The sequence below is a fragment of the Mesorhizobium sp. CU3 genome, assembly GCF_006442965.1.
GTDB lineage: Bacteria > Pseudomonadota > Alphaproteobacteria > Rhizobiales > Rhizobiaceae > Mesorhizobium.
In genome coordinates, this window is sequence record NZ_VFWX01000009.1 from 141,574 (window position 1) to 167,646 (window position 26,073).

The 26,073-nt window shown below is 65.3% G+C and carries 21 protein-coding genes; 8 read left to right on the plus strand and 13 right to left on the minus strand.

Annotated features, from left to right (window positions below):
- Nucleotides 1–7: 7 nt before the first annotated feature.
- Together FJ988_RS15740 and FJ988_RS15745 are read right to left on the minus strand one after the other, a co-directional pair.
- Complete coding sequence (locus FJ988_RS15740; RefSeq protein ID WP_140819232.1) at nucleotides 8–1,261, minus strand: sarcosine oxidase subunit beta family protein; 1,254 nt, start codon at nucleotides 1,259–1,261, stop codon at nucleotides 8–10.
- A 103-nt stretch (nucleotides 1,262–1,364) separates the two neighbouring features.
- The gene (locus FJ988_RS15745) at nucleotides 1,365–2,198 is read right to left on the minus strand and encodes a GNAT family N-acetyltransferase (RefSeq protein WP_140819235.1); all 834 of its coding nucleotides are present in this window, start codon (nucleotides 2,196–2,198) and stop codon (nucleotides 1,365–1,367) included.
- Between the two features lie 183 nt (nucleotides 2,199–2,381).
- Between FJ988_RS15745 and FJ988_RS15750 the strand changes: the two genes are divergently transcribed.
- Together FJ988_RS15750 and FJ988_RS15755 are read left to right on the plus strand one after the other, a co-directional pair.
- Nucleotides 2,382–3,248: a hypothetical protein gene (locus FJ988_RS15750; protein WP_140819237.1), complete on the plus strand. Its 867-nt coding sequence runs from the start codon at nucleotides 2,382–2,384 to the stop codon at nucleotides 3,246–3,248.
- Nucleotides 3,249–3,359: 111 nt separating this feature from the next.
- Complete coding sequence (locus tag FJ988_RS15755) at nucleotides 3,360–4,211, plus strand: hypothetical protein (protein ID WP_140819240.1); 852 nt, start codon at nucleotides 3,360–3,362, stop codon at nucleotides 4,209–4,211.
- Nucleotides 4,212–4,220: 9 nt separating this feature from the next.
- Here FJ988_RS15755 and FJ988_RS15760 read toward each other — a convergent pair whose 3' ends face one another.
- The gene (locus tag FJ988_RS15760; protein WP_140819242.1) at nucleotides 4,221–5,423 is read right to left on the minus strand and encodes an ROK family transcriptional regulator; all 1,203 of its coding nucleotides are present in this window, start codon (nucleotides 5,421–5,423) and stop codon (nucleotides 4,221–4,223) included.
- Between the two features lie 226 nt (nucleotides 5,424–5,649).
- On the opposite strand from FJ988_RS15760, the gene FJ988_RS15765 reads away from it, so the two are divergent.
- The 6 genes from FJ988_RS15765 to FJ988_RS15790 all read left to right on the plus strand — a co-directional run bounded on the left by FJ988_RS15765 (nucleotide 5,650) and on the right by FJ988_RS15790 (nucleotide 11,721).
- On the plus strand, nucleotides 5,650–6,888 hold the full coding sequence (locus FJ988_RS15765) for an extracellular solute-binding protein (RefSeq protein ID WP_140819244.1): 1,239 nt from the start codon (nucleotides 5,650–5,652) through the stop codon (nucleotides 6,886–6,888).
- A gap of 83 nt (nucleotides 6,889–6,971) precedes the next feature.
- Nucleotides 6,972–7,856 carry a carbohydrate ABC transporter permease gene (locus FJ988_RS15770; RefSeq protein ID WP_140819247.1) on the plus strand — a complete coding sequence of 295 codons (885 nt, stop codon included), beginning with the start codon at nucleotides 6,972–6,974 and terminating at the stop codon, nucleotides 7,854–7,856.
- On the plus strand, nucleotides 7,856–8,701 hold the full coding sequence (locus FJ988_RS15775; RefSeq protein ID WP_140819250.1) for a carbohydrate ABC transporter permease: 846 nt from the start codon (nucleotides 7,856–7,858) through the stop codon (nucleotides 8,699–8,701). Before FJ988_RS15770 ends, FJ988_RS15775 begins: the two co-directional genes overlap by 1 nt.
- On the plus strand, nucleotides 8,698–9,720 hold the full coding sequence (locus FJ988_RS15780) for an SIS domain-containing protein (RefSeq protein WP_181183551.1): 1,023 nt from the start codon (nucleotides 8,698–8,700) through the stop codon (nucleotides 9,718–9,720). Before FJ988_RS15775 ends, FJ988_RS15780 begins: the two co-directional genes overlap by 4 nt.
- A complete protein-coding gene (locus FJ988_RS15785) occupies nucleotides 9,720–10,658 on the plus strand; it encodes a PfkB family carbohydrate kinase (RefSeq protein ID WP_140819385.1) in 939 nt (312 codons plus the stop codon). The genes FJ988_RS15780 and FJ988_RS15785 overlap by 1 nt, the downstream gene beginning before the upstream one ends.
- Entirely contained in the window at nucleotides 10,645–11,721 is a 1,077-nt protein-coding gene (locus FJ988_RS15790; RefSeq protein ID WP_140819255.1) for an ABC transporter ATP-binding protein, read from the plus strand. Before FJ988_RS15785 ends, FJ988_RS15790 begins: the two co-directional genes overlap by 14 nt.
- 43 nt (nucleotides 11,722–11,764) lie before the next feature.
- On the opposite strand, the gene FJ988_RS15795 is transcribed toward FJ988_RS15790, so the two are convergent.
- The 10 genes from FJ988_RS15795 to FJ988_RS15840 all read right to left on the minus strand — a co-directional run bounded on the left by FJ988_RS15795 (nucleotide 11,765) and on the right by FJ988_RS15840 (nucleotide 25,955).
- Complete coding sequence (locus FJ988_RS15795) at nucleotides 11,765–13,279, minus strand: aldehyde dehydrogenase family protein (protein ID WP_140819258.1); 1,515 nt, start codon at nucleotides 13,277–13,279, stop codon at nucleotides 11,765–11,767.
- Between the two features lie 318 nt (nucleotides 13,280–13,597).
- Nucleotides 13,598–14,872: an RNA polymerase sigma factor gene (locus FJ988_RS15800; protein WP_140819260.1), complete on the minus strand. Its 1,275-nt coding sequence runs from the start codon at nucleotides 14,870–14,872 to the stop codon at nucleotides 13,598–13,600.
- Nucleotides 14,869–15,243: a YciI family protein gene (locus tag FJ988_RS15805; RefSeq protein WP_140819262.1), complete on the minus strand. Its 375-nt coding sequence runs from the start codon at nucleotides 15,241–15,243 to the stop codon at nucleotides 14,869–14,871. Before FJ988_RS15805 ends, FJ988_RS15800 begins: the two co-directional genes overlap by 4 nt.
- 110 nt (nucleotides 15,244–15,353) lie before the next feature.
- Complete coding sequence (locus FJ988_RS15810) at nucleotides 15,354–16,445, minus strand: DNA topoisomerase IB (RefSeq protein WP_140819263.1); 1,092 nt, start codon at nucleotides 16,443–16,445, stop codon at nucleotides 15,354–15,356.
- Nucleotides 16,446–16,508: 63 nt separating this feature from the next.
- The gene (locus tag FJ988_RS15815) at nucleotides 16,509–17,177 is read right to left on the minus strand and encodes a hypothetical protein (protein ID WP_140819264.1); all 669 of its coding nucleotides are present in this window, start codon (nucleotides 17,175–17,177) and stop codon (nucleotides 16,509–16,511) included.
- Nucleotides 17,178–17,248: 71 nt separating this feature from the next.
- Nucleotides 17,249–18,121, minus strand: coding sequence for a glycosyltransferase family 2 protein (locus FJ988_RS15820; RefSeq protein ID WP_140819265.1), 873 nt, complete (start codon nucleotides 18,119–18,121; stop codon nucleotides 17,249–17,251).
- Nucleotides 18,121–19,056: a glycosyltransferase family 2 protein gene (locus tag FJ988_RS15825; RefSeq protein WP_140819266.1), complete on the minus strand. Its 936-nt coding sequence runs from the start codon at nucleotides 19,054–19,056 to the stop codon at nucleotides 18,121–18,123. The genes FJ988_RS15820 and FJ988_RS15825 overlap by 1 nt, the downstream gene beginning before the upstream one ends.
- Nucleotides 19,057–19,237: 181 nt before the next feature.
- A complete protein-coding gene (locus tag FJ988_RS15830) occupies nucleotides 19,238–20,113 on the minus strand; it encodes a transglutaminase family protein (protein ID WP_140819267.1) in 876 nt (291 codons plus the stop codon).
- Between the two features lie 64 nt (nucleotides 20,114–20,177).
- Nucleotides 20,178–22,589: a circularly permuted type 2 ATP-grasp protein gene (locus tag FJ988_RS15835; protein ID WP_140819268.1), complete on the minus strand. Its 2,412-nt coding sequence runs from the start codon at nucleotides 22,587–22,589 to the stop codon at nucleotides 20,178–20,180.
- Between the two features lie 6 nt (nucleotides 22,590–22,595).
- Entirely contained in the window at nucleotides 22,596–25,955 is a 3,360-nt protein-coding gene (locus FJ988_RS15840) for a DUF2126 domain-containing protein (protein ID WP_140819269.1), read from the minus strand.
- Nucleotides 25,956–26,073: the final 118 nt, after the last annotated feature.

A 26,073-nucleotide genomic window follows, 5' to 3' on the forward strand; every position in this document is an offset into this window, starting at 1 on the left:
TAGACCTTCAATGCGCGATGCCCGAGCCGGCGGCCTCGTCGACCAGCCGGCCGCGGGCGAAGCGGTCGAGATCGAAAGGCCGGCTGATGTCGTGGTGCCTGCCGGTGGCAAGCAGATGGGCAAGCAGCGTGCCCCCGGCGGGGATCGCCTTGAAGCCGCCCGTGCCCCAGCCGCAATTGAGGAAAAGGCCGGGCAGCGGCGATTCGCCGATGATCGGCGAGGAATCCGGGACGACATCGACGATGCCCGCCCATTGCCGCATCATCTTCAGCTGGCCGAAGACCGGGTACATTTCGAGCATGCCGGCGATGACGCCTTCCAGCACCGGCAGATTGCCGCGCTGGCCATAGGACGGGATGCGGTCGAGCGCGCCGCCGATCACCAGTTCGCCCTTGTCCGACTGGCTGACATAGACGCCGGTGTCCGGCGAGATCACCACCGTGTCGAGGATCGGCTTGACCGGCTCGGACACGCAGGCTTGCAAGGCGTAGGAATTGATCGGCAGCCGGAATCCTGCCTTCGCCGCCAGCACCGAGGAGTGGCCGGCGACCGCCATGCCGGTGCGCTCGGCGCGGATCTCGCCGCGCGAGGTGACGACGCCGCGGCAGCGCCCGCCTTCGATGATAAAATCGGAGATTTCGCAATTCTGGATAATGTCCACGCCGAGACGGTTGGCGGCGCGAGCATAACCCCAGGCGACCGCATCGTGCCGGGCGGTGCCGCCGCTCGGCTGCCAGGTGCCGCCATAGACCGGGAAGCGGGCGCCCGCGCTGAAATTGTAGATCGGCACGACGCGCCGCACGTCCTCGGCGGAGAACAATTCCGAGTCGATGCCGTTGACCTGGATGGCGTTGACGGAGCGCGCCGCGGTCTCCATCGCCGCTTCGCTATGAGCGAGCGTCAGCACGCCGCGCGCGGAAAACATCACATTGTAGTTCAGGTCGCTCGACAGCGTCTTGTAGAGGCTGTGCGCCAGTCCGTAGATCGCAGCACTTTCCGGGTAGAAATAGTTCGAGCGCACCACTGTGGTGTTGCGGCCGGTGTTGCCGCCGCCGATCCAGCCCTTCTCCAGCAGCGCGACATTGGTGATGCCATGGTTCTTCGCCAGGTAGTAGGCGGTTGCGAGCCCATGCCCACCGCCACCGATGATGATCGCGTCATAGCGCGGTTTCGGATCGGGAGAGCGCCAGGCCTTTTCCCAGCCGGTCTGGCCGGCGAGCCCTTCCTTGAACAGCGAAAGCGCCGAATAGTGTCTGGTCATGCGCTCAAAGCCCGCATCACAGGTGATTGGTAGGTCATCGACAAACGCATCCTTAGCGCGAATGGACACCTGTGTCTATTCAATGCAAGGAAGCGATCTGCGATTACCCCAATTCTAGCGTCGTGATGCCGAAAACCCTGGACACTTCGAGGTTGGGGACGCCTCCCCTGTACATGCGGGTGGTGGCGAAGCCGGGAGCCATGCCGGCGTCCTGAAGCGTGGCGGTGAACCCGGCCTGGCTGGCCGGCACGTCTATATGCAACGTCTCGCCGCCGGCCGCCTCCGAAAGGCTCGCGAACAGCGCCAGAGCCAGGTCCGCCCCTTCAGCAAACAGCGGCCCGACCTTGAAACCCTCCCGGCACCGGCGCGCCACGCCATAGCCGGTAATGCCGTCCGCGCCGGCGGAGACAAGCGCGATCCGGGGCGGCCGCAGCCATTCCTGAAGGAATGAATTTCGCGGCGCCGCGAAGCACCGGCGGTCATAGGCAAGGATCCCCGCCATGTCGGCGGCCGTCACGGGCCGTATGTCGCCGCCGCTGGACAACCCGGCGGGGCCACCGCTGCAGCGAACGGTCTCATAGGCGGGCACGAAACCCATGCGCTGATAATTGGCCCGCTGCTCGGCAACGCCGTCCAGGCCGATGATGCGGTTGCCGAGCCGTGCCATGCCGGCATCCCAGACCGCCTTGCCATGGCCCTCGCCGCGCCGTTCCGTCCGGCAGATATAGAGGCCGATGAAGCCGAAGTCCGGACCGTAGGCGACCGCCGAAATGCCAGCCACCAGTTCGCCATCGACGAAGGCGCCGATGAAGCCGTCCGAATCTGCCGCCCGGAACACAGCCGCGTCGCCGATGCCTGGATTCCAGCCTTCGTCTGCTGCCCAATCGACGAGTGTTTCCATTTCGCCGGCGGTCAGCGCCCGGATCGTTCTCAGCATCGTCTCACTCGGGTGGGGGACAAATAACTCAAGCCATCAGGATAGGCGGCCGCCTGCCGGCTGCAAAGGCCCACGCGAGAACTGCCGGTTCGGACGTTGTTCCAATAGGCAACTGGACATGGCCGGCGAAGACTGGGAATCTTCATTGGCGTTGCTTGGGAATCGCATGGAGTGCCGCAGGAAATGCCGCTGAGTGCCGAAGAGATCGCCCGTCATCCCGCAACGCTTCACGGTGTGCAGGAACAGTCGCGCGCGCTCATCCATATCTACGAGACAAGCCCGCGGCTGGCTGCCGTCTTCGCCACCCAGCAGCGTTGGCTTCTCGGCCATGTCGGCCTTGCCATGCATTTCCGCCGCGACCCCAATGACCGCCGCACCGAAATGACGGTGGCGCGTTTCATCGAGATCGTACGCCGCAATTCGGTGGCAAGCCGCAACACGGCGGAGGCCTTCGTCAAGGAGATGCTGCACTACAACATCGCTGAATATCTTTCGACGCGAGGCGACGGCCGCGCCCACCCCATGCGAGTGACCGCGACCACCATCGAGACCTTCACCGGTTGGATCCATGCGCATCTGAAAACGCTGGATCGCATCGACGGCGGCAGCCGGCTGGCGACATTCCTCGAGCGCCCGGAGATGCTACCCACCCTGCAGCCGCTTATCGCGGATGGCCTGCTCTCCTCCGAACCGGTGCGGGAGCCACAAAAGACCTTCTCGCTGTTTATCTGGCTAAACAATGGCGGCATCGTCATGGATTGGCTGATGTCCGGCATCGACCCGGAGGATGCCCATCTCGACAGGATTCCGACCAGCGTCATTTCGGTCGGCGAGTTCGCGCATTGGCTGAAACTCTCGCGCACCCATCTGGCGCGCAAGCTCCATGACGCGGAAGCGCTTGGCAGCATCGGCTGGGTCGGCCAGCGCGGCCATTCCGTGATGTGGGTTTCGAGGGCTTTCTTCGACGAATACATGGCGGTCCAGGCGGCCAAGCTCGCGATCGTCGATCAGGCCTTCGAGGCCTGCATGTCGACCTTCACGCAAAGCTGACCAACCCACTCCGGTGGTAGCTGCGAAAAACCGCCGGTTGCGCTGGCGAGCTCTGGACGAAACTGCTATCGGCTTCCCCGTATCGTGGGGCTTGGGCGGGGGTCCGGGGGGATGGCGCTGAACTTCGAAGACATTGCGGGTCACTCCGCGCTGGGCGCATGCATCCAGGCACAGACGCGAGCCATGCAACACGCCTATCAAGGCAACCCGCGAGCATCCTCGGTCTTTGCCACCCAGCAGCGCTGGCTGATGGCGCATATCGGTCTTGCCCTGCATTTCCGCAGGGATCCCAGCGACTACCGGAAGGAGATGACGGCAGCCCGTTTCGTCGAGATCACCGTTCAGCATCGGGTGGCGAGCCGAAATACTGCCCATGCCTTCATCAAGGAAATGCAGCACTACAATTTCGTCGAGGTCGGCCGGGCGGGCGACGACGGCCGCATTCGCCCGCTGCAAGTGCCCGGCATGACCTTGGAGCCGTTGATCGGCTGGATCCATATCCATCTGAGCACGCTTGACGCACTTGACGGCGGACAACGGCTGGAAACCTTTCAGACGCAGCCGCAAATGCTGGCCAAGTTGCAGCCGCTGATCGCCGACGGCCTGATTTCCTCCGTGCCGGTGCGCGAGCCGCAACAGACGTTTTCGCTGTTCACCTGGCTCAACAATGGCGGCGTGGTGATGGACTGGCTGATCTCCGGTGTCGACCCCGCGACGGCCGGCCAGGAGCGTATCCCGACCGGCGTGCTCTCGGTCGGCGACTTCGCCAAATGGCTGAAGCTGTCGCGCACCCATCTTGCGCGCAAGCTGCGCGATGCCGAGGCGCTCGGCAGCGTCGGCTGGCTCGGCCAGCGCGGCAATTCCGTCATGTGGATATCGAACGCGTTCTACGGCGAATACGTCACGGCGCAGGCGGTCAAGCTCGCCATCATCGACGCGGCCTTCGCCGCCAGTCAGGCATAGCCGGCAAAACTATCCCGCCTTCAGGATGGCCGAAAAGCGCGGGTCGAAGGCGCGGCCGATCGGCTCGGCCGCGGCGCCGACGGCGATCGCCCAAGGATCGGTGATGCCGAGTTGCAGCCGCGGCAATCGCCGCCCGGGTCGATCGGCGATCGACGGCAGCAGCGGAGGGATGGCCTGCAGCAGACGGCGCGCCAACGCCTCGGGCGCGCCGCTCGTGAGGATGACGGTTTGCGGATCGAAGATCGTTTCGATCAGATGCACGCTCCAGCGCAGATCCTGCGCGGCGCCCTCGATCCAGCCCATCACCTTCGGATCCTCGGCGGCAGCCAGGGCGCCCATCTTTTCATAAAGATGCTCCTCGGCGGGGTTGAGGCCGAGATGCTGGTAGAGCGAGGCGAGCGAGGCGCGGTGCTCGAGCGGCGTCGAACCTGGGCCTGCCGGCGACAGCAATGCCCTGCCGATCTCGCCAGCATTGCCGTTGCCGCCATTGTAGAGTTCGCCATTGAGGATCAGCCCGGCGGCGATGCCGTACCCGACATAGAGACAGACCGCGTGATCGACGCCGTGCGCGGCGCCGACGATGCGCTCGGCCGTGGCGCAGGCGGCGGCATCGTTCTGCAGCCCAACACTCAGCCCGGTCCCGGCCGTAAGCGTCTCCAGCAGCGGGAATTGCTGCCAGGCGGGCATCATCCATTTGTCGTCGGACTCTTTCAGGCCGAACGGGCCCGGCATGGCGACGCCGAGCCCCACCAGCCGCCGCTCGGACTGCGCGGAGATGCCTGCCAGCTCGCGCCTGGTATGCGCGATGAGACCGAGGATGGTCTGGACACCCGGCGACGGCTCGTCGAGCGGCAGATTGGCTTCGGCACGCGCCACCACATTGCCGACCAGGTCGACGACCACCACCCGCGCCAGATGCCGGTCGATCTGCAGCCCGATGGCGAAGGCGCCTTGCGGAACCAGCGTGTAGGGCGTGAAGGGCTGCCCCCTACCCTTGCGCACCGCGTCCAGCGCCACGACCAGGCCGTCGCTCTCCAGATCCTCGATGATGTTGGAAACCGCTTGCTTGGTGAGCTGCGTCGCCCGCGAAAGGTCGGCACGCGAGAGCGCGCCGTTGAGCCGCAGCGCCTCGATCATGACGCGGCGGTTATGCGCGCTGGTGCCTTCCTGGTTGGTGCCGCTCTTGGCGCGGATCGGGCTGACGTCGTGCACTGTCGTTTTCCCCTCTTGACTCCATTTAAGGATTGATCGACTAATTAAGTCAAGCGAATTGACTTAATGGTGAAGCCGGAGCGGCATCGATAAAAAGAAGGGCAAGGTCCCCGGGGCTTTTCGCCGCCAACCGCTCAGGCAGATCCGGTCACGCGCGATGCGAATTCGAGGACGCGGCATTTGCTTTGCCGCCCACTCGTGGCTGTCGACAATGGGAGAAAGACAAATGCTGAAATCGATCGGAAAGACACTTCTGGGCGCGGTGTTCGCGGGCGGACTGCTTGTCCCTCACGCCTTCGCCGAGACCACGCTGAATGCGCTGTTCATGGCCCAGGCCGCCTACAGCGAGGCCGACGTGCGCTCCATGACGGAAGCCTTCACCAAGGCCAATCCGGACATCAAGGTCAATCTCGAATTCGTTCCCTATGAGGGCCTGCACGACAAGACCGTGCTGGCGCAAGGCTCGGGCGGCGGCTACGACGTCGTGCTGTTCGACGTCATCTGGCCGGCCGAATACGCCACCAACAAGGTGCTGATTGACGTCTCGTCCAAGATCACCGACGACATGAAGAAGGGTGTGCTGCCCGGCGCCTGGACCACGGTCCAGTATGACGGCAAATATTATGGCATGCCTTGGATCCTCGACACCAAGTACCTGTTCTACAACAAGGAAATCCTGGAGAAGGCCGGCATCAAGACGCCGCCGAAGACCTGGGAAGAGCTCGGCGAGCAGGCCAAGATCATCCAGGACAAGGGCTTGCTGAAGACGCCGATCGCCTGGAGCTGGGCACAGGCCGAAGCCGTGATCTGCGACTACACCACGCTGGTCAGCGCCTATGGCGGCGACTTCCTCAAGGACGGCAAACCGGACTTCCAGAACGGCGGCGGCGCGGCCGCGCTGAAATACATGGTCGACAGCTACAAGTCCGGCCTGACCAACCCGAATTCCAAGGAATTCCTGGAAGAGGACGTCCGCAAGGTCTTCGAGAACGGCGATGCCGCCTTCGCGCTGAACTGGACCTATATGTACAACATGGCCAACGACCCGAAGGACTCGAAGGTCGCCGGCAAGGTCGGCGTGGTGCCGGCGCCTGGCGTTGCCGGCACCAGCGAGGTATCGGCCGTCAACGGCTCGATGGGCCTCGGCATCACGGCTGCCTCGAAGCATCCGGACGAAGCCTGGAAATACATCGAGTTCATGACCTCGCAGGCGACGCAGAACCAGTATGCCAAGCTGTCGCTGCCGATCTGGGCTTCTTCCTATGACGACCCGGCCGTCACCAAGGGCCAGGAAGAACTGATCGCCACCGCCAAGCTCGGCCTCGCCGCCATGTATCCGCGGCCGACCACGCCGAAATACCAGCAGCTGTCGACCGCCTTGCAGCAAGCCATCCAGGAATCGCTGCTCGGCCAGACGGCGCCGGAAGACGCGCTGAAGTCGGCTGCGCAGAACAGCGGCCTCTAAGGCAACCTGCTCTTGGACTACGGGCGGCCTCGCGCCGCCCGTGCTATTTCTGAATCTGGTTGAAGGAAGAGAGGCGCCTCTTAATGTCAGGCACCTGGATGACGACTCGCGCGTGGCTGCTGATGCTGCCGCTTTTGGTGATCATGGTCGCCGTAATCGGCTGGCCATTGGTCGACACCGTCATGCTTTCCTTCACCGATGCCCAGCTGGTCGGCACGGCGGGCAGTTATGTCGGCTTCGACAACTACACCAACATGCTGACCAGCTCGAATTTCAGCCGCACGCTGGTCACCACCACCTGGTTCGCCGTCGTCTCGGTCGCCGCCGAGATGGTGCTCGGCGTGCTGGCGGCGCTGCTCTTGAACCAGCAGTTTCGCGGCCGTGCCGTCCTGCGCGGGCTGATGATCCTGCCCTGGGCGCTGCCCACCGTCGTCAACGCGACTCTGTGGCGGCTGATCTACAATCCCGAATATGGCGCGCTGAACGCGGCGCTCACGCAACTGCATATCATTGGCGACTACCGCTCCTGGCTGGGCGAGCCTGGAACGGCTCTCGCTGCACTGATCGTCGCCGACTGCTGGAAGAATTTTCCGCTGGTGGCGCTGATCGCGCTCGCCGCCCTGCAGGCGGTGCCGCGCGACATCACCGCCGCCGCACTTGTCGACGGCGCCGGCCCGTTCAACCGCTTCCGCTTCGTCATCCTGCCCTATCTCGCCGGCCCGCTGATGGTGGCGTTGGTGCTGCGCACCATCGAAGCCTTCAAGGTCTTCGACATCATCTGGGTGATGACGCGCGGCGGGCCGGCCAACAGCACGCGCTCGCTGTCGATCCTCGTCTATCAGGAGGCCTTCTCCTTCCAGCGCGCCGGCTCCGGCGCCTCGCTGGCGCTGATCGTCACCTTGCTCGTCACCGTTCTGGCCGTGGCCTATGCGGCGCTGGTGCGAAAGACCGCCGGGAGCGCTGCCTGATGGAACGCCAGAGCCCCGTCTTCACCGCCTTCATCTATGTCTGCGCGATCCTGCTTGCCGCCATCATCCTGGCGCCGCTCGCCTGGCTCTTCGTCATGAGCATATCGCCGGCCGCCGACCTCGCCGCCAAGCCGCTGCGCTGGTGGCCGCAGGCGGCCGATTTCTCCCGTTACGCGCAGCTTCTGTCGACGGCCGAAAACAGCGCCGGCGCCGCCTTCACCGCATCGCTGCGCAACAGCCTGGAAGTCGCCGGCATGGCGACGCTTGCCGCGATCCTGCTTGCCGTGCCGGCCGGTTGGGCGGTCTCGCGCACGCCTTCGGTCGGCTGGTCGCTGTCGATGGTCATCGCCACCTACATGCTGCCGCCGGTCGCGCTCTCGGTGCCGCTCTATATGGGCCTCTCCCATCTCGGCCTGCTCAACAACGTCTTCGGCCTGGCGATGATCTACCTGACGATCCTCGCGCCCTTCACCACCTGGCTGATGAAATCGGGCTTCGATTCGATCCCGCGCGAGATCGAGGCCGCCGCCATGATCGACGGCGCCGGCCTATTGCAGACCTGGCGCATCATCACCTTGCCGCTGGCGGCACCGGTGGTGGCGACATCGGCGCTGTTTGCCGTGCTGCTCGCCTGGGACGAGTTCTTCTACGCCCTGCTCTTCACCTCCGATCAGCGGGCAAAGACGCTGACCGTCGCCATCGCCGATCTCGCCGGCGGCCGCGTCTCCGACTACGGACTAATCGCCACTGCCGGCGTGCTTGCGGCCTTGCCGCCGGTGCTGATCGGCCTCGTCATGCAACGCGCGCTGATCTCGGGCCTCACCAGCGGCGGCGTGAAAGGATAAAGATGACTGCTCAAAAACCTCGCCCGTCCGGCCTCGTCGCGATCGATCGCGAGATGGCGCGCCAGCATCAGGATGCGCTTGCATCCTTCGAGAGCAACACGGACGCCGCCGCCAAGCTAGCCGCCTCGATCAGGCGGAGCGGCAGACTCGTCCTGCTCGGCATGGGCGCCTCGCACGCAGTGGCCCGCGCCGTCGAGCCGCTCTATCGCGCGAAAGGCATCGATGCGATCGCACTGCCGCTGTCGGAACAGCTTGGGCAACCGCTGCCGCTTGAAGGCAAGACGGTCATCGTCACCTCGCAATCCGGCGAAAGCGCCGAAGTCCTGCGCTGGTTTTCCGAGACAAGTTCGCGGACCGACACGTTCGGCCTGACTTTGGAGGCTAGTTCCTTCCTTGGCCGGACGGTGCCTTGCCTCGTCGGCGCCGGCGGCACCGAGCTTGCCTTTGCCGCGACCCGCAGCCTGACCGTCAGCTTCGCGCTGCATCTTGCGATCCTCACGGCACTCGGCGAAGACCCTGCCGCCGCGCTCGCGGCGCTAAAGGCGCCCGCAGCGGTCGAGATCGATGCAGCCTTGGCGGCGTTGGGCACGGTGGCGACCATCGTCACCTCAGGCCGCAAGCTTCAGGGCGTGGCCGAAGCGCTGGCGCTCGGCTTCACCGAACTGTCGCGCCTGCCTTGCTTCTCGCTCGAAGGCGGCCAACTGCGCCACGGACCGATGGAGATGCTCGGGCCGAAAATCGGCGTCGTGCTCTTCCGCGGCGACGACCCGACCGCGGAGCTGGTCACCGCCATGGCCAACTCGGTGGTCGAGACCGGCGCGCCGCTGATCGTGTTCGACGCCTCGGGCAAACCACCGGTCACGGGCGCGGTCACTTTGGCCTTCGAACCCGCCACGGGCCTAGCGGCGGTCTTCGCCATGCTGCCGGTGGCGCAGCGTCTGATGATCGCCTTCGCCGACAGCCGCGTCGACAATGCCGGCACGCCCGTGCGCACCACCAAGATCACGCGGAGCGAATGATGCGGCCGCTTGCGGTGATCGGCAACGTCAATGTCGACCTGATCGTCGGCCCGGTCGCGCCCTGGCCGAAGGCCGGCACCGAGACCGTCGTCGACCATGACGACCTGCGCGTCGGCGGCCAGGCCGGCAACACGGCGCTCGCCTGGCAGGCGCTGGGCATCGATTTCGAGATAGCGGCCAATATCGGCGACGACCAGTTCGGCCGCTGGCTGAGCGAGGCTTTCGGCGCGCGGGCGCAGAAATGGCCGGTCCACCGCGAAGGCACGACGCTGTCGGTCGGCATGACCCATCCCGACGGCGAGCGCACCTTCTTCACCACACGCGGCCACCTGCCCCGCTTCGGCTTGAGCGACGTTCTCTCCGTACTCGATGGCCAAAGGCTCGCCGGCGGCTATGCGCTGCTGTGCGGTTCGTTCCTGACAGACGACCTGACCCGCGACTATAACGCCTTCTTCGACTGGGCCGAGACGCATGAGATATCCGTCGCGCTCGACACCGGCTGGCCGATCGAAGGCTGGACGGAGGCCAACTGCGCGGCGGCTCGCGGCTGGCTGTCGCGCTGCGAACTGGCCCTCTTCAACGAGGTCGAGACGACGACGCTGGCCGCCCTGGCAAATCCTGCGGAAGCAGCGCGCAAGATCCGCGACGGTATGAAGGGCGGAGCGATGGTCGCGGTCAAGCGCGGACCGGACGGGGCGCTCGCCATCGGTGCCGACGGCGAACTGATTGAAATGCAGGCGCCGCGCGTCCCGGTCGTCGACACGATCGGCGCCGGCGACGTCTTCAACGCCGCCTTCCTGGCCTCACTGGCATACGAACGAGAGTTGGAGAGTTGCCTGTCCGCCGCCATCCAGGTGGCCTCGCGCGCCATCTCCACCTTGCCCCGCAACTATGGCGAGCCGATTGCATTCGAGGAGGCCGTCAATGAGCGCGCTTGAAATCCGCGATGTCCGCAAGAACTACGGCAGCGTCGAAACGCTGAAAGGCATCAACATCGCGCTGGAAAGCGGCGAGTTCCTGGTGCTGCTGGGATCGTCGGGCTGCGGCAAGTCGACCCTTCTCAACATCATCGCCGGCCTCGCCGAAGCCACCAGCGGCGACGTGCTGATCGGTGGCCGTTCGGTGCTCGGCGTGCATCCGAAGAACCGCGACATCGCCATGGTCTTCCAGTCCTACGCGCTCTATCCGAACCTGACTGTCCATCGCAACATCGGCTTCGGGCTGGAGATGCGCAAGGTTCCGGTGGCTGAGCGCGACAAGGCCGTGCACGAGGCGGCAAGACTGCTGCAGATCGAGAACCTGCTTGAACGCAAGCCCGGCCAGCTCTCCGGCGGACAACGCCAGCGCGTCGCCATCGGGCGTGCCCTCGTGCGCAAGCCGCAGGTCTTTCTGTTCGACGAGCCGCTTTCCAACCTCGACGCCAAGCTGCGGCTTGAAATGCGCACCGAGCTGAAGCGCCTGCACGAAATGCTCAAGACCACGGTCGTCTACGTCACCCACGACCAGATCGAGGCGATGACGCTGGCGACCCGCATCGCCGTCATGCGCGACGGCCGCATCGAGCAGCTGGGCACGCCGGAGGAGATCTACGACAATCCGGCGACGCTCTATGTCGCCGGCTTCGTCGGCGCGCCCGCCATGAACATGTTGAAAGCGACCGCCAGGGCCGGCGAAATCGCGGTTGCCGGTTCCGATGCCCGGCTGCCCGTCCCGGAACGCTTCAAAAATGCCGCCCGCGACGGCGCCGAGATCATACTGGGCGTCAGGCCTGAGGCGCTCCGCGTGGCCAGCGGCGCCGCCTCGGAACGCTCGCTTCCGGTGGAGATCGAGGTTGTCGAACTGACCGGTCCCGAGCTTGTCGCCACCGCACGGATCGGAACGCAGCCGCTGACGGCCACATTGCCGCCGCGCACCCGCCTCGCCAAGGGCGATTCATGCCGCTTTGCCTTCGACGACGATGCGCTTCGTCTCTTCGACCCGGCAACCGGCAAGGCTTTGTGACCCCGGAAAGGCGCCGCTTCGGCGGCGCCTTCGCCTTCGTGTGTCAATCGATATCGAACGACACGCCCTGCGCGAGCGGCAGCGCCTTGGAGAAGTTCACCGTGTTGGTGGCACGGCGCATGTAAGCCTTCCACGCATCCGAGCCGCTCTCGCGGCCGCCGCCGGTCTCTTTCTCGCCGCCGAACGCGCCGCCGATCTCGGCGCCCGAGGTGCCGATATTGACGTTGGCGATGCCGCAATCCGAGCCATCGACACCCAGGAACCGTTCCGATTCCTGCAGGTCTCGGGTGAAGATCGACGACGACAGGCCGGCGCCGACTGCGTTGTGCAGGTCGAGCGCCTCGTCGAAATCGGAATATTTCATCACATAGAGGATCGGCGCGAAGGTCTCTTCCGTCACCGGCGACACTTGCTTCGGCATCTCGACCAGCGCCGGATGCACGTAATAGGCGTCCGGATGGCCGTTTTCGAAGCGCGCGCCGCCGGTCACCTTGCCGCCATGCGCCTCGGCCTCCTTCAACGCCTTCTGCATGTTGTCGAAGGCACCCTTGTCGATCAGCGGACCGACCAGCGCCTTGCCTTCCAGCGGATTGCCGACCGATACGCTCTGATAGGCCTTCTTCAGCCGTGGCAGCAGCGCGTCATAGACGCTGTCATGGACGAACAGACGGCGAAGCGTCGTGCAGCGCTGGCCGGCGGTGCCCATGGCGCCGAAGGCGATCGCCCGCAGCGCCATGTCGAGATCGGCGGTGGGCGTGACTATGCCGGCATTGTTGCCGCCGAGCTCCAGCACGGCGCGGGCGAAACGCTTGGCGAGCCTGGGGCCGACTTCGCGGCCCATGCGGGTCGAGCCGGTGGCCGAAACCAGCGGCACCTTCGGATGGTCGACCAGCACCTCGCCGGCGACACGGTCGCCGATCAGCACCTGCAGCAGGCCTTCCGGTGCATCCTTGCCGAAACGCTTGGCGGCGCGCTTGAAGATCGCCTCGCAGGCGAGCGCGGTCAGCGGCGTCTTTTCCGACGGCTTCCACACCACCGCATCGCCGCAGACGAAGGCCAGCGCCGAATTCCACGACCACACCGCGACCGGGAAATTGAAGGCCGAGATGACGCCGACGACGCCGAGCGGATGCCAGGTTTCCATCATGCGGTGTCCCGGACGCTCGGTGGCGATAGTCAGGCCATAGAGCTGACGGGAGAGGCCGACCGCGAAATCGCAGATGTCGATCATCTCCTGCACTTCTCCCAGACCCTCGGACGGGATCTTGCCGACCTCGATCGACACCAGCCGGCCGAGCTCGTCCTTGTGTGCGCGCAATTCTTCGCCGAGCAGGCGTACCAGCTCGCCGCGCTTGGGGCCCGGCACCAGCCGCCAGGCCTGGAAAGCCTTGTGCGCGGCATCGATGGCCTTGCCGGCATCAGCGGCCGAGATCTGCTTCAGCGCCGCGATCTCTTCGCCCGTCACCGGGCTGCGCACGATGAGGTCGCCTCCGGCAAGCGCGTCCTTGGCGACTCCGAGTTTCTCCAGAAGTGCGGCCGTTTCCTTCGCTAATGTCATTTTTATCCCTTTCAGGTCCCGCCTCTCATGGAGTGGGAATGGAGCCATGCGCCATTTCTTGGACGTGCCGTCGGGCACGCCTGGGCGCTTTCATGGCGTGGCATTACTCGTTTCAGGGAAAAACCGCCACCCCGGCATGGTCCAAGGCCCAGCCGCGAAATTGGGCCAGACGGCGAGAACTGGGCCAAGGCGTGTTGAGATTCAGGTCAGGCCGTGTCGAAAATGGCGATTTCCGAGAACCGGAGCGGAGCGTACTTAAAGTACGTGAGCACCGGAAGCGCAGGAAACTGCCATTTGCAGGCCGGCCTCACCTGAATATCAATGCGCCTTCTGGATCGAGGACTTCTGCGCGCTTTCTTTGATCAGCCGGTCGATATGCATGCGGATATGCGCCGCTTCCGCCGCGGTGTTGGCCAAAGCGATGGCGCGGTCGAAGGCGATGCGCGCCTCCTCGTTGCGGCCGAGCTGCATCAAGAGGCCGCCGCGCAGGCCGAAGAAGTGGAAATAGCCCGAAAGCCTTTCTTCCAGCGGCTCGATCATGGCGAGCGCCGCTTCGGGACCGCGCACTTTGCTGACCGCGACGGCGCGGTTCAGCGTCACCACCGGCGACGGCTGCATCTGCTCGAGCAGGCCGTAGAGCAGGTCGATCTCGGTCCAGTCGGTGTCTTCGGGCTTCGCCGCCCGCGCATGCAGTGCCGCGATCGCGGACTGCACCTGGTAGGGACCGGGCTTGCGGTGGCGCAACGCCTTATCAACCAGCGCAAGGCCTTCGTCGATCATCTTGCGGCTCCACAGCGACCGGTCCTGGTCCTCGAGCAAGATGATCTCGCCATTGGCGTCGAAACGTGCCGGGGCGCGTGCATGCTGCAGCAGAAGCAGCGCCGTCAGCCCCATGATCTCCGGCTCGGCCTGGAACAGCCTGAGCAGAAGGCGCGCAAGCCGGATCGCCTCCTCGCAGAGCGGCGCGCGGGCCGGCGCCTCGCCGCTGTTGGTCGAATAGCCCTCGTTGAAGATCAGATAGACCATCGCCGCGACCGCCGCGAGCCGTTCGGAACGCTCGACCGCGCCCGGCGTCTCGAACGGCACGCCGGCATCGGCGATGCGCGCCTTGGCGCGGGTGATGCGCTGCTCCATCGCGCTCTCGCCGACCAGGAAGGCGCGCGCAATCTGCTTGACGGTAAGACCGGAGACGATACGCAGCGCAACCGCGATCTGCTGCGTCGCCGGCAGGTCCGGATGGCAGCAAATGAACAGCAGCCGCAAGATGTCGTCGCGGTAATGCGCGCCGTCCAGCCGCTCGGCGATGTCGCTCTCGGCATCATCCAGATCGGAGATGTGCTCCTCTTCCGGCATCGGCGCCTGCTTGGCGCGCTTGCGCACCGCATCGATGCCGCTGTTGCGGCCGACGAAGATCAGCCAGGCCGCCGGATCGCGCGGCGGTCCGTTCTTCGGCCAGTTCTTCAGCGCCCGAAGGCATGCGTCCTGGAAAGCCTCTTCCGCGGCATCGAGGTCGCGGAAGTAGCGCAGCAGCGCGCCCATCGCCTGCGGACGGGCATTGCTGATCGCCGTGCTTATCCAGGCAAGCTCGGTCATACGGCTACCTTTGTCGGATTGAACAGCGAAACCGGCCGGATCTCATAGGAGCCGCCGCTCGGATTGACCTCGGAAAGCTCGCGGGCAAACTCGACGGCTTCGTCGAGGTCGTTGCATTCGAGCGTATAGAAACCGAGGAACTGCTCCTTGGTCTCCGCGAACGGGCCGTCGAGCACGACCGCTTCGCCCTTGACCTTGCGCAAAGTCGTCGCCGCGGTCGTCGGCAACAGCCGCGCCACCGGCCCGAGCCGCCCGGCCTTGGCGTATTTGTCCTGGACGTTGAGGAGCTTCGCCATCACCTCGTCGTCCTGCTCCTTGCTCCAGGAGCAGACGACGTCTTCGGAGGCGTAGCACAGGATGGCGTAAAGCATGGCAGGTCCTTTCCGTATCAAAGGACGCGACACTAGGACCCTTCCCGACACTAGGTCGATAAAAAAATTTGGCGAGCGATCAAAGGCTTGGCTGCATGTCGTCGCGCCCGTCAGGCGCCGCGCGCCTGCAGCCACCTCAGAACCAGGGTCTCTTCCTCGTCGAGGCCTGCTATCAGCCGCTTCCGCTTGTTGGCCACGGTCATCTCATCCAGCAGCCGGCCTTCGGACCAGGCCTCGAAAACCAGCGGATGGATGTAGCATTTGCGGCATACGGCGCGAGTATTGCCGAGCCGTTCGGCGACCTTGTCGACGACGCTGTTGATCACCCGCCTCTGCCCGGACTTGCTCTCGGGCAGTTCAGTCTCGGCAAACAGCGACGCCGCATGGATGGTGCCGCCCCAGGTTCGAAAATGTTTGGAACTGAAATCGGCGCCGGAAGCCTCGCGGATGTAGCGGTTGACGTCCTCCGAGCGCACCGGGCGCCGGCCGCCCTCCTCGTCGAGATACTGGAACAATTTCTGGCCCGGCAGTTCCTGCGCGCCGCGCACGATCTTGGCGATGCGGCGATCGGCCAGCTTCAGCTTCCATTCCTTGCCGGACTTGCCCTTGAAGGCAAAGCGCAGGCTGGATCCGGTGATCTCGACATGGCGGTCACGGAGCGTGGTCAGCCCGAAGCTCTTGTTGTCCCGCGCGTAAGCCGCATTGCCGATGCGGATCATGGTGTTGTCGAGCAGCCAGACGACCGAGGCGACGACCCGCTCCAGCGGCAGGCCATGCCGGCGCAGGTCGGCATCGATATGCTGCCTCAGCGCGGGCAGACCTTCGGCAAAGGCGACGAGACTGGAGTATTTGGCGCCGTCACGCACTTCGGTCCATTGCGAATGGTAGCGATACTGCTTGCGGCCGCGCTGATCCCGGCCGGTCGCTTGGATGTGACCGTCCGGATCTGGCGAGATCCAAACATCCGTCCAGGCCGGCGGAATGACGATCGCCTTGATGCGGGCAAGCGTGGCGGCGTCGACCGCGCGGTCTTTCGGTCCGACGTAGGAGAACCCACTGCCTTTCCGTAATCTGCGAATGCCGGGATCGGCATCGCTGACATAGCTGAGCGACGCACTCTCGGCGAAGATCTGCGCGCCGTTCCTCCGGGTTTCCTCGTCCCGCGCCGAACGGGTCGAGGACAAATCTGAGTGCTGCAACATGCCTGCTCCGCGAAATTATCCGTAGATAAAGCCGCGTGCCGGTAACTGGTTCCGCAAGGGCTTTCAGCCCTGCTCGTTGACCGATAGATCTGCCATCCAAAGCCCACCATCGTCGGAATGGACCGGAAAATACTCGCGTCCCGCCGGCACGGCCTCGAGGACTGCTCCGGACTCGTCCGCCAGATAGTCGTAGCCGATCGGCTGCATCCGGCGGTCCGGATCGAGATGATTGTAGAGATCGCGACGCGCCGAACGCCGTTTCGGCTCGATCATCTTCAGGTGATAGAGGTTGAGGCCGCTATCCCTCAGGTTGAAGCCGGCATCTTCGGGAAACCAGGCGCCGTGCAGCACCGGCGAGCGGTAGCGGTCCGGATGGTAGGCGCGAAAAAGCCTGTGCTGCATCTTCAGGCCCCAGACGCCGTCGACGCGATAGCTCGCCGGCGTATACATCTCGCGCAAGCGAAATCCCCAGGCGTTGCGCCGCGAACCGCCGGTCAGTTGGCCGATGCGGCCGGCGACGGCATTTTCCAGCCGTTCGTCGGGATCCATCGCCAGCACCCAGGCCGCGCCCGCGTCACAAGCGGCGGCGATCAGCGCACGCCGCCTTTGCGGTTCGTCGCTAAAAATCCCGTCGGCGGCCCGATCGTCATAGGCGACCCAGCCGTCGACGATGGGATCGAGATTGGCGAGCAAATCGGGCACCAGATGCGCATCGTATCGATAGCTGAACACGGCGACGATCCTCTGCCGCGACCAAAGAAACCGTCCGCGACGCCGGCGTGGCTGCCTCATCTCGACGGTGATCATTGGCGCCGGCCCGTTTTGCTGTCACGGCTCGCCCCGACCGCGGCCCCAATCGATTTGGCGGCCAGGGCCAGCCACACGATCGGCAGCGACAGCATCGCAAAGGTCTTCTCGGTTCCAGACAGGCCCGCTTTAGCCAGCCTGGCGACATTGCGCCGGTCCCGGAACACCTTGCGAAAAGGACGCGCGGGTCGTTCGCCGCCGATGGACGCAAGATAGGCGCCGTAACGGCGGCCGCGCCGATACTGGTCGGCAAGCATCGCCAACAGGCGCGTTTCGTTGCAATGGACAGTGAGGACCCGCGGCTCCCAGACCGGTCGCATTGCCTGCGGAAGCCTGGCCATGAATTCAGTGTCTTCTCCAGACGGCATATGCTCGTCGAATAACCCATATCGATCGAACAGCTTGCGATCGAAGGAAACGCCGTAGCGCTGCGCCTCCTCGGCCGGAAGACCCGGCAGGCGTCGCATATGGGTGACGAGATGGGCCGCGCACGCCACCAGATTGCGTGGATGGCTGTTGGCGATTGCGCTGGCCACAGCCGCCGCGCCTTGCCGATGATGTCGCAACCGGGCCTCGGCCCAGCCCGGGCGCGCCAGGCAGTCGTCGGCAAGAAAGGCGACATAGGGCGCCTGCGTCGCTGCGATGCCCCGATTTCGAGCCGCGCCGGCAAACAAGCTGGATTCGGATTCGATGACGGTCACGTCGAGTCCATAGCCACCCAGAAGCGCCTGGGCATTGCCGCCGCCGGAATTCACCACCACGATTTCGAGCGGGACGTCCTGATCGAGAACCGACCGCACCGCCGCAACCAGTCCGGCCGGAGCCCGGAAACCAATGATCGCGACTGCCAGGTCCGGCCGATCGGCCATCAGGCGCGCTGCAACTGGGTGGGACGGGCGGAGAACGTGCGCCGCGTCGCGATTTTCAGCCGGTAGCGCAGACAACGCCAGATGTCGCCGGGAGCCTTGGGAGCGGCTTCGGCGACCGCCAGGAATCTTGCTGCTGTTTGCAGGTCACCCCTAGCGTAGTGAACACGCGCGATCTTGAGCGCCACAAGTCCCTCCCTCACCTTCAGGGACGACCGAGGAATGCCGGATTTTGCGAGTTCACGCAGCGCCAGGCGCCATTCGAGAAAGCGCCGCGCTGGCTCGACGACGAAGCGGTCGTCCGAACGTTCCGACGATACGAAATACGTCATGATCGGTTGCGTAACCACCGCAAGCGATGCTTCGCTCATCACACGGACCCAAAACAACGTATCCTCGTCATACGCCAATCTGGTCGGGAACCGCGTCTCGCCGATAGCACGCTTGGACACCAGGGCGCTGCCGACCGCAATCGACCTGATCTTTCCTTCGAGATACGCCGAGGCATTGACGGGCCCGGCGGCGACATAACCGTTTGGCGTCTTGAAATGACGATCCACACCGTCGGTCCGTCGACGGTAGGCACCAACCACCATATCCGTGTCCGGCGTTGTTCTCGCCTTCGACAACAGCGCCCGCAATCCACCCTCCAGGTGCAGGTCGTCGGCGTCGATCATGTAGAGCCAGGGAAACCGCGCTTCTGTCAGCGCGAGATTGCGGGAGCCGCCGGCGTTCCGGCAATTCGAGGGAATGGCCCGCAGCGGCAAGGCCAGCCGCGACGCGGCAGCCGCCGCCACCGCCGCCGTATCGTCGGTCGAGGAATCGTCGACGAGGATCACTTCGCCGATGATGTCGGCTTCCGAGCGCAACGTCGCCAGCGTATCGGCGACGGTCGCCGCCGCATTGTGTGCCGGAATGATGACGCTGACTGCCGTCAAACAGCTGAGCTCCCCGCTAATGCCCAATCCGCCGCTTCGGCGACAAGATACTGACCGGATCGCAATTTGAGAAGCGACCCAGACGGGCTACGCAATTGCAGGAAAAGTGTGAGCGGCTAGGCTCGGCGATTTCGCCGTAGCCTTCCGTCCGGAATTGCGTAAAACAGAAAGCCGCGCGCCGTCAGGCGGCAACCGGAATGACATCGACGGCCTGCTCGCCCACCTGGCCGCCCGTCGTCTTCAGCACGCCGACGATCGGCGCCACGTCGGAATAGTCGCGGCCGTAGCCGACGGTGATGTGGTCGTTGCTCGCCCGCATGCCGTTGGTCGGGTCGAATTCCTGCCAGCCGGCGTCGCGTCCGCACCAGGCCTTGACCCAGGCATGCATGGCGTCCGCGCCTTCGAGCCGCGGTTTGCCCTTGGGCGGAATGGTGCGCAGGAAGCCGCTGACATAGCCAGCCGGTATGCCCAGGCCGCGCAGGCCGGCGATCATGATGTGCGAGAAATCCTGGCAGACCCCGCGCTTCAGCGCAAAGGCGTCGCTCGCCCGCGTCTGCACGGTGGTGGCCTTGCCGTCATAGGTGAAGTCGCGATGGATGCGATTGCAGAGGTCAACCGCGGTGGCCACGGCCGAGCCGGCGAGGCTTTGCCGCGCATAGGCCGTGATCGCCGCGTCGATGCCGACATGATCGCTGGCGGCGAGGAAATGATGCGGCGCCGACGGCGACAGCGAGCGCACCGCATCGAGTTCCGCTCTCAAGCCATGAATATCGGGCGAGACATCGAGCCCCGGTTCGGGACGCGAGACGGACACCCGCGCGCTCATTCTGATATCGAGCCCGTCATGGACATCGCGAAAGGCGATCGCGGTGACATTATTGCCGAAGAAATCGGAGAAATCCGCGCGCTCGGACGGGGTCGGCACAAACGAAAGCGAGGCGGCGACGACGCGCTGCACGCCCGAAATCGTCGGCGGCAATACACGCACCTGATGCCGGCTGCCACCGGCCGCGGCGTCGTAATCATAGCTGAGATGAAGCCTGATGTCGTAGAGCATGCTTACTTTCTTGTCTTGCCGCAGGTTCTTTTCGCAGAACCGCACGACATTTTTGCGGAGCTGCCTATCCGAAATAGGCTTTGGCGAGGCTGCTGTAGAGGTTGCCGATCTCGGTGGCGAGATCGTCCAGCACCTCGGCCTTCATGTCGGACGGCTCCATGACCGCGATCGCCGTGTTGAGCTGCAGGATCTCCTTGGCTGCCGGCGACATATGCCCTTCGCCGCCCAGCGAAGGCAGCATGCCGATCTCGGCCTTCAGCCGCTCGAGCTGGAACAGGATCGAGCGCGGGTTGAGCGGGTCGAGCGCCAGAAGGTCGATCACCGTGCGCCGCCCAGCCTGCACCGGATATTGCCGGCGATGGGTCATGACGCTGTCGCCGATCTCCAGCATCATGTCGAGCGCGCCGTCGGGCGCGCCATTCCTGGTCAGGCGGGCCAGCGTGCGGGCAATCTGGATGCCGCGTTCCAGCCTGCGGCCGATCTCGAGGAAACGCCAGCCGGTGAAACGGTACATGTTCTCGTGCAGCAGGCCGGAGAAGCCGGCAAGCTTGCGCAGCATCACCGTCATCGCCCGCGTCGCGTCGTCGCCGGGCGCAACGGTGCCGGCGAACCGATGGATGGTCTTCGACAGATCCTTCAGCGCCAGCCAGCCATCCGGCGAGAAGCGGTCGCGGATCTGCCCGGCGCTGTAGACGGCGCTGTCCAGCGTGTCGATCAGCCCTGACGGGATCGCTGAATCGACCTCGATGCCGAACGGCTCGAGATAGTACCTTATGTCGGCGAGCAGCGGCATTTCCGGATCGGAGGTCTCGGCAAGCCGCACGTGATAGGCGCGCAGCACGCGCACCGTGTCCTCCGAGCGCTCGATATAGCGCCCGAGCCAGGTCAGGTTCTCCGCCGCGCGGCTGGGCAGGCTGCCCGGCATTGTGCGGGTGAAGCCCTCATGCTCCTGCGGCAGCAGCGTCTCGCGCTCGACCGGGCGGTCGCTGACCACCCAGACATCGGCCGCCTGGCCGCCACGCTGCATGGCGATCGCCGTCGGATCGAGCGAGAAGCCGACGCGGGCAAAGCCGCCGGGCATCACAGTCCAGCCTTCCGGCGTTCGCGCCAAGTAGACGCGCAGGCTGGCCGGCCGCGGTTCCAATTTGCCGTCGATGAAGACCGGCGTGGTCGACAGCGTCACCGCTTCCTGGCCGGCGAAGCCGGCGCCGTCCTGCTCGATGCGTGCGATAAGCTCCGCCCGTTCGCCGACAGAGAGCGCCGAGCCGAGCTTGGTCGCGCCGTCATCCTCGAAGGAGAGCCGCGTCGACAGCGCCGGCCCCACGACCATGCGCTCGATGTTGGCCAGCACATGCGCGCGCTCGGCCTCCTGCCCGCACCACCAGGTGGCGATGCTCGGCAGCTTCAGATCCTCGCCATGCAGTTCGCGCGCGATCCTGGGCAGGAAGGAAAGCAGGGCCCGCGTTTCCATCAGGCCCGAGCCCAGGGCATTGACCGCCGACACGGTGCCGCGCCTTATCGCCTCGACCAGTCCCGGCGTGCCGATATGCGAGTCCGGCCTGAGCTCCAGCGGATCGGCGAAGGCGGCGTCCAACCGCCGCCACAGCACGCCGATCGGCATCAGGCCGGAAACCGTGCGCACCATCAGCTTGCCGCCGGAGACCGTCAGGTCTTCGCCCTCGAGCAGCATGATGCCGAGATAGCGCGCGATATAGGCGTGCTCGTAATAGGTCTCGTTGAGCGGCCCGGGCGTCAGGATGGCAACCCGGCCGCCGCTCTCCTTGGCCATGCCGTTCAGCGCATCGCGGAAGCGGCGGAAGAAGCCGGCGAGCCGGTGCACGTGCATCTCGCCATAGATGTCGGAGAGCGCGCGTGTCGTGGCGACGCGGTTTTCCAGCGCAAAGCCGGCGCCGGACGGCGCCTGCGTGCGGTCGCCCAGCACCCACCAGCGGCCGTCCGGCCCGCGGCCGAGTTCGAAGGCGACCATATGCAGGAAATGGCCATTGGCCGGCCGCACGCCTGCCACGGGCCGCAGATATTCCGGGCTGGCTGCGATCAGGCCGGCCGGCAGGATGCCCTGCTCGACCAGCCGGTTCGGTCCGTAGACATCGGCGAGGATCGCCTCGAACAGGTCGGCGCGCTGGACGAGCCCGGCGCTGATCTCGGCCCATTCCCGCTCTTCGATCAGCAGCGGCACATGCGCCAGCGGCCATTCGCGCTCATTGGCGCCGGCCCTGTCGTAGACGCGGTAATAGACGCCGGCATCGCGCAGATACTGATCGGCGCGGGCAAAGCGCTGTCCGAGCTTTTCCGCGCCCAGGTCGTCGAGGGCTTCGATGAAAGAGCGCCAGGCGGGCCGCGGAAGGCCCGCGGCGTCGACCATCTCGTCGACGACGCCTTCGATGGGCCGATAATGTGCCAGCAGGCTTTGCGCCCGCGGCCTGCCGCCCGCCCGTTTCTGATTCCCCTTGGCCATTGTCGATCAGAGTCTCGCCGGCCGCCTGAGGTCAAGGGTCATCGGAAAGTCTTCAGAGGCTTCTTCGTCGCGCAGCACATAGGCGCCCGGTGTGTGGCCACGCGGCTCGAAGCGCGCAAGCCGCCGCGCCTCGGCTTCGTTGCCGTTGACCGGGAAGGTGTCGTAGTTGCGCCCGCCGGGATGCGCGACATGGTAGACGCAGCCGCCGAGCGGGCGCCCCGACCAGCGATCGTAGATGTCGAAGACCAGCGGCGTGTTGACCGGAAGGGCCGGATGCAGGCCCGACGCCGGCTGCCAGGCCTTGAAGCGCACGCCGGCCACCGCGACCTCCCGATTGTCGGTCGCCTTCATCGGCACGATGCGGCCGTTGCAGACGACGGCATGACGTTCCGGATTGAGGCCTTCGGTCCTGACCTGCAGACGTTCGACGGAAGAATCGACGAAGCGGACCGTTCCGCCGATCGCGCCCTGCTCGCCCATCACATGCCAGGGCTCTAGCGCTTGCCTGAGTTCCAGCTTGACGCCGCCTTGGCTAACCTCGCCGCAGAACGGAAAGCGGAATTCGAGCTGCGCGGCAAACCATTCGGGGCGGAACTCGAAGCCGTTGAGCTTCAGATCCTCCAGCACGTCGAGGAAATCCGCCCAGACATGATGCGGCAGCATGAAGCGGTCGTGCAGCGATGTGCCCCAGCGCACGAAGCGCCCATCGAGCGGGTTCTTCCAGGCGCGGGCTATAATCGCCCTGACGAGCAATTGCTGCGCCAGGCTCATGCGCGCATTCGGCGGCATCTCGAAGCCGCGGAACTCGACCAGTCCCAGCCGGCCGGTCGGACCGTCCGGCGAGAACAATTTGTCGATGCAGATTTCCGAACGGTGCGTGTTGCCGGTGACATCGGTGAGAAGATTGCGGAACAGCCTGTCCACCAGCCACGGCAAGGGTGCTTCACCCCTATCTGGATGCGGCACCTGCGCCATCGCGATCTCGAGCTCATAGAGCGAATCGTGGCGCGCCTCGTCGAAACGCGGCGCCTGGCTGGTCGGGCCGATGAACAGGCCGGAAAACAGATAGGACAGCGACGGATGCCGTTGCCAATGCAGCACCAGGCTCTTCAACAGGTCCGGCCGGCGCAGGAACGGGCTGTCGTTTGGCGTCGCGCCGCCGACCACGACATGGTTGCCGCCGCCGGTGCCTGTATGGCGGCCGTCGATCATGAACTTGTCGGTGCCGAGCCGCGACTGCCTGGCTTCCTGATAGATCGCCGTGGTTGTCGCCACGCAATCCTGCCAATTGGCGGCCGGGTGGATGTTGACCTCGATGACGCCCGGATCGGGCGCTACGCGGATGACGTTGAGGCGCGGGTCCTGCGGCGGGGCATAGCCTTCGATATGCACCGGCAGGCCGATGGCCTTGGCCGCGTTCTCCGCCGCCGCCACCAGTTCGAGATAGTCTTCCAGCGCCTCGACCGGCGGCATGAACACGCAAAGCCGGCCGTCGCGCGGCTCGACGGTGAGCGCGGTGCGCACCGCGCCGCCGATTTCGGTGATCTCCTGTTCGACGCGGTCCTGCTGGCCGGTCGCCGCAGTGAAGGACGCGGCCTGCTGGCGCCGCGCCATCTCGTCGGCGCCTTCAGGCTCCGCCGGGGCGGCTCCCGGCAGGATGTCCTCGCGCGCCGGCAGCGGCCCGCGTGGCACGGATGGATCGACCGGCACGATATAGGGATATTGCGCCGGCGGCACGTAAGGCAGCGTGCCGAGCGGCAGGCGGTAGCCGACCGGTGAATCGCCCGGCACCAGGAACAGGCGACCGCGCCGCGTCTTCCACTTCTCCGAGCGCCAGCGCGGGCCGGCGGCCTGGCTATTCCAGCGCTGCACCGGCAGCACATAGCCGGACGGCTTGGTCAGGCCGCGCTCGAAGACGCGCGCCATGCGGCTGCGCTCTTCCGGGTCTTCCAGCTTTGAGTTGGACGGATCGACATTGTCCGGCAGCTTGCCTTCCTTGAGCAGCCATTCGCCGGGATCCTCATAGGCCTCGTTGACCATCGCCTTGTCGATGCCGAGCTCACCGGCGATCGTCGTGAGCAGGCTTTCGGCCTGCTCCGGACCGACGGAACCGCCACTCTTCTCCCGCGCGATCAGCGACGGATCGCTCCACACCGGCTCGCCATCGGTGCGCCAATAAAGCGAAAACGTCCAGCGCGGCAGGCTCTCGCCCGGATACCACTTGCCCTGGCCGTAGTGCAGGAAGCCGCCCGGCGCAAAACGCTCGCGCAGCCGGCGGATCAGCTGATCGGCCTTGTCGCGCTTGGTCGGGCCGACGGCGGCCGTGTTCCATTCGGCGGATTCGAAATCGTCGATCGACACGAAAGTCGGCTCGCCGCCCATGGTCAGCCGCACGTCGCCTTCCCTCAGCGCTGCATCGACCTTGCCGCCCAGCGCGTCGAGCGCCTCCCAGCTCTCGTCGGAGAACGGCTTGGTGATGCGCGGATGCTCGGCGATGCGGTCAACCCGCATGTCGAAGGCGAAATCGACATTGGCGAAGCTCGCCATGCCGGAGATGGGCGCCGCGTTGCGGTAATGCGGCGTAGCCGCCAGCGGCACATGGCTTTCGCCGGTAAGCAATCCGGAGGTCGGGTCGAAACCGATCCAGCCGGCGCCCGGAAGATAGACCTCGCACCAAGCATGCAGGTCGGTGAAATCGACCGACGTTCCAGGCGGCCCGTCCAGCGACACGAGATCGGGCTTGAGCTGGATCAGATAGCCGGAGACGAAGCGCGCCGCGATGCCGAGATTCCTGAGGATCTGCACCAGGAGCCAGCTCGAATCCCGGCATGACCCCTTGGCCGCGGCCAGCGTCTCTTCCGGCGAGAACACGCCGGTCTCCATCCGCACGATATAGGCGATCTCGCGCTGCAGCCGCGCATTGAGGTCGACCAGGAAATTGACGGTGTTCCTGGGGCTCGTGTCGATGGTCTTCAGGAAGGCCGACAGCAATGGGCCGGCCGGCTCCGGCGTGCGGTAGATGGCGAGGTCTTCCCTGATCTCCTCGGGATACTCGAATGGAAAATTCTCGGCGCTCTCCTCGACGAAGAAATCGAACGGATTGTAGACCGTCATGTCGGCGACGAGGTCGACCTCGATCTTCAGCTCGCTCACCGGCTCCGGGAAGACGAAGCGGGCGAGGAAGTTGCCGTACGGGTCCTGCTGCAGATTGACGAAGTGGGTCTTCGGCTCGACCTTCAGCGAATGGCTGAGCACCTTGGTGCGCGAATGCGGCGCCGGCTGCAGCCTGATCACCTGGGGGCCGAGAACGACGGGACGGTCGTATTTGTAATGCGTCAGGTGGTGGACGGCTGCCAGAATTGCCATGGGTCCCCGGAGTTCGGCGTTTTCGGTCGCCGAACCCTGACACACATGAATGTCATTTTCCAAGCAGAGATGTTGCGCTGCACCTAATTTAAGCAGCGTTGCCGGCTAAGCTGTGCCG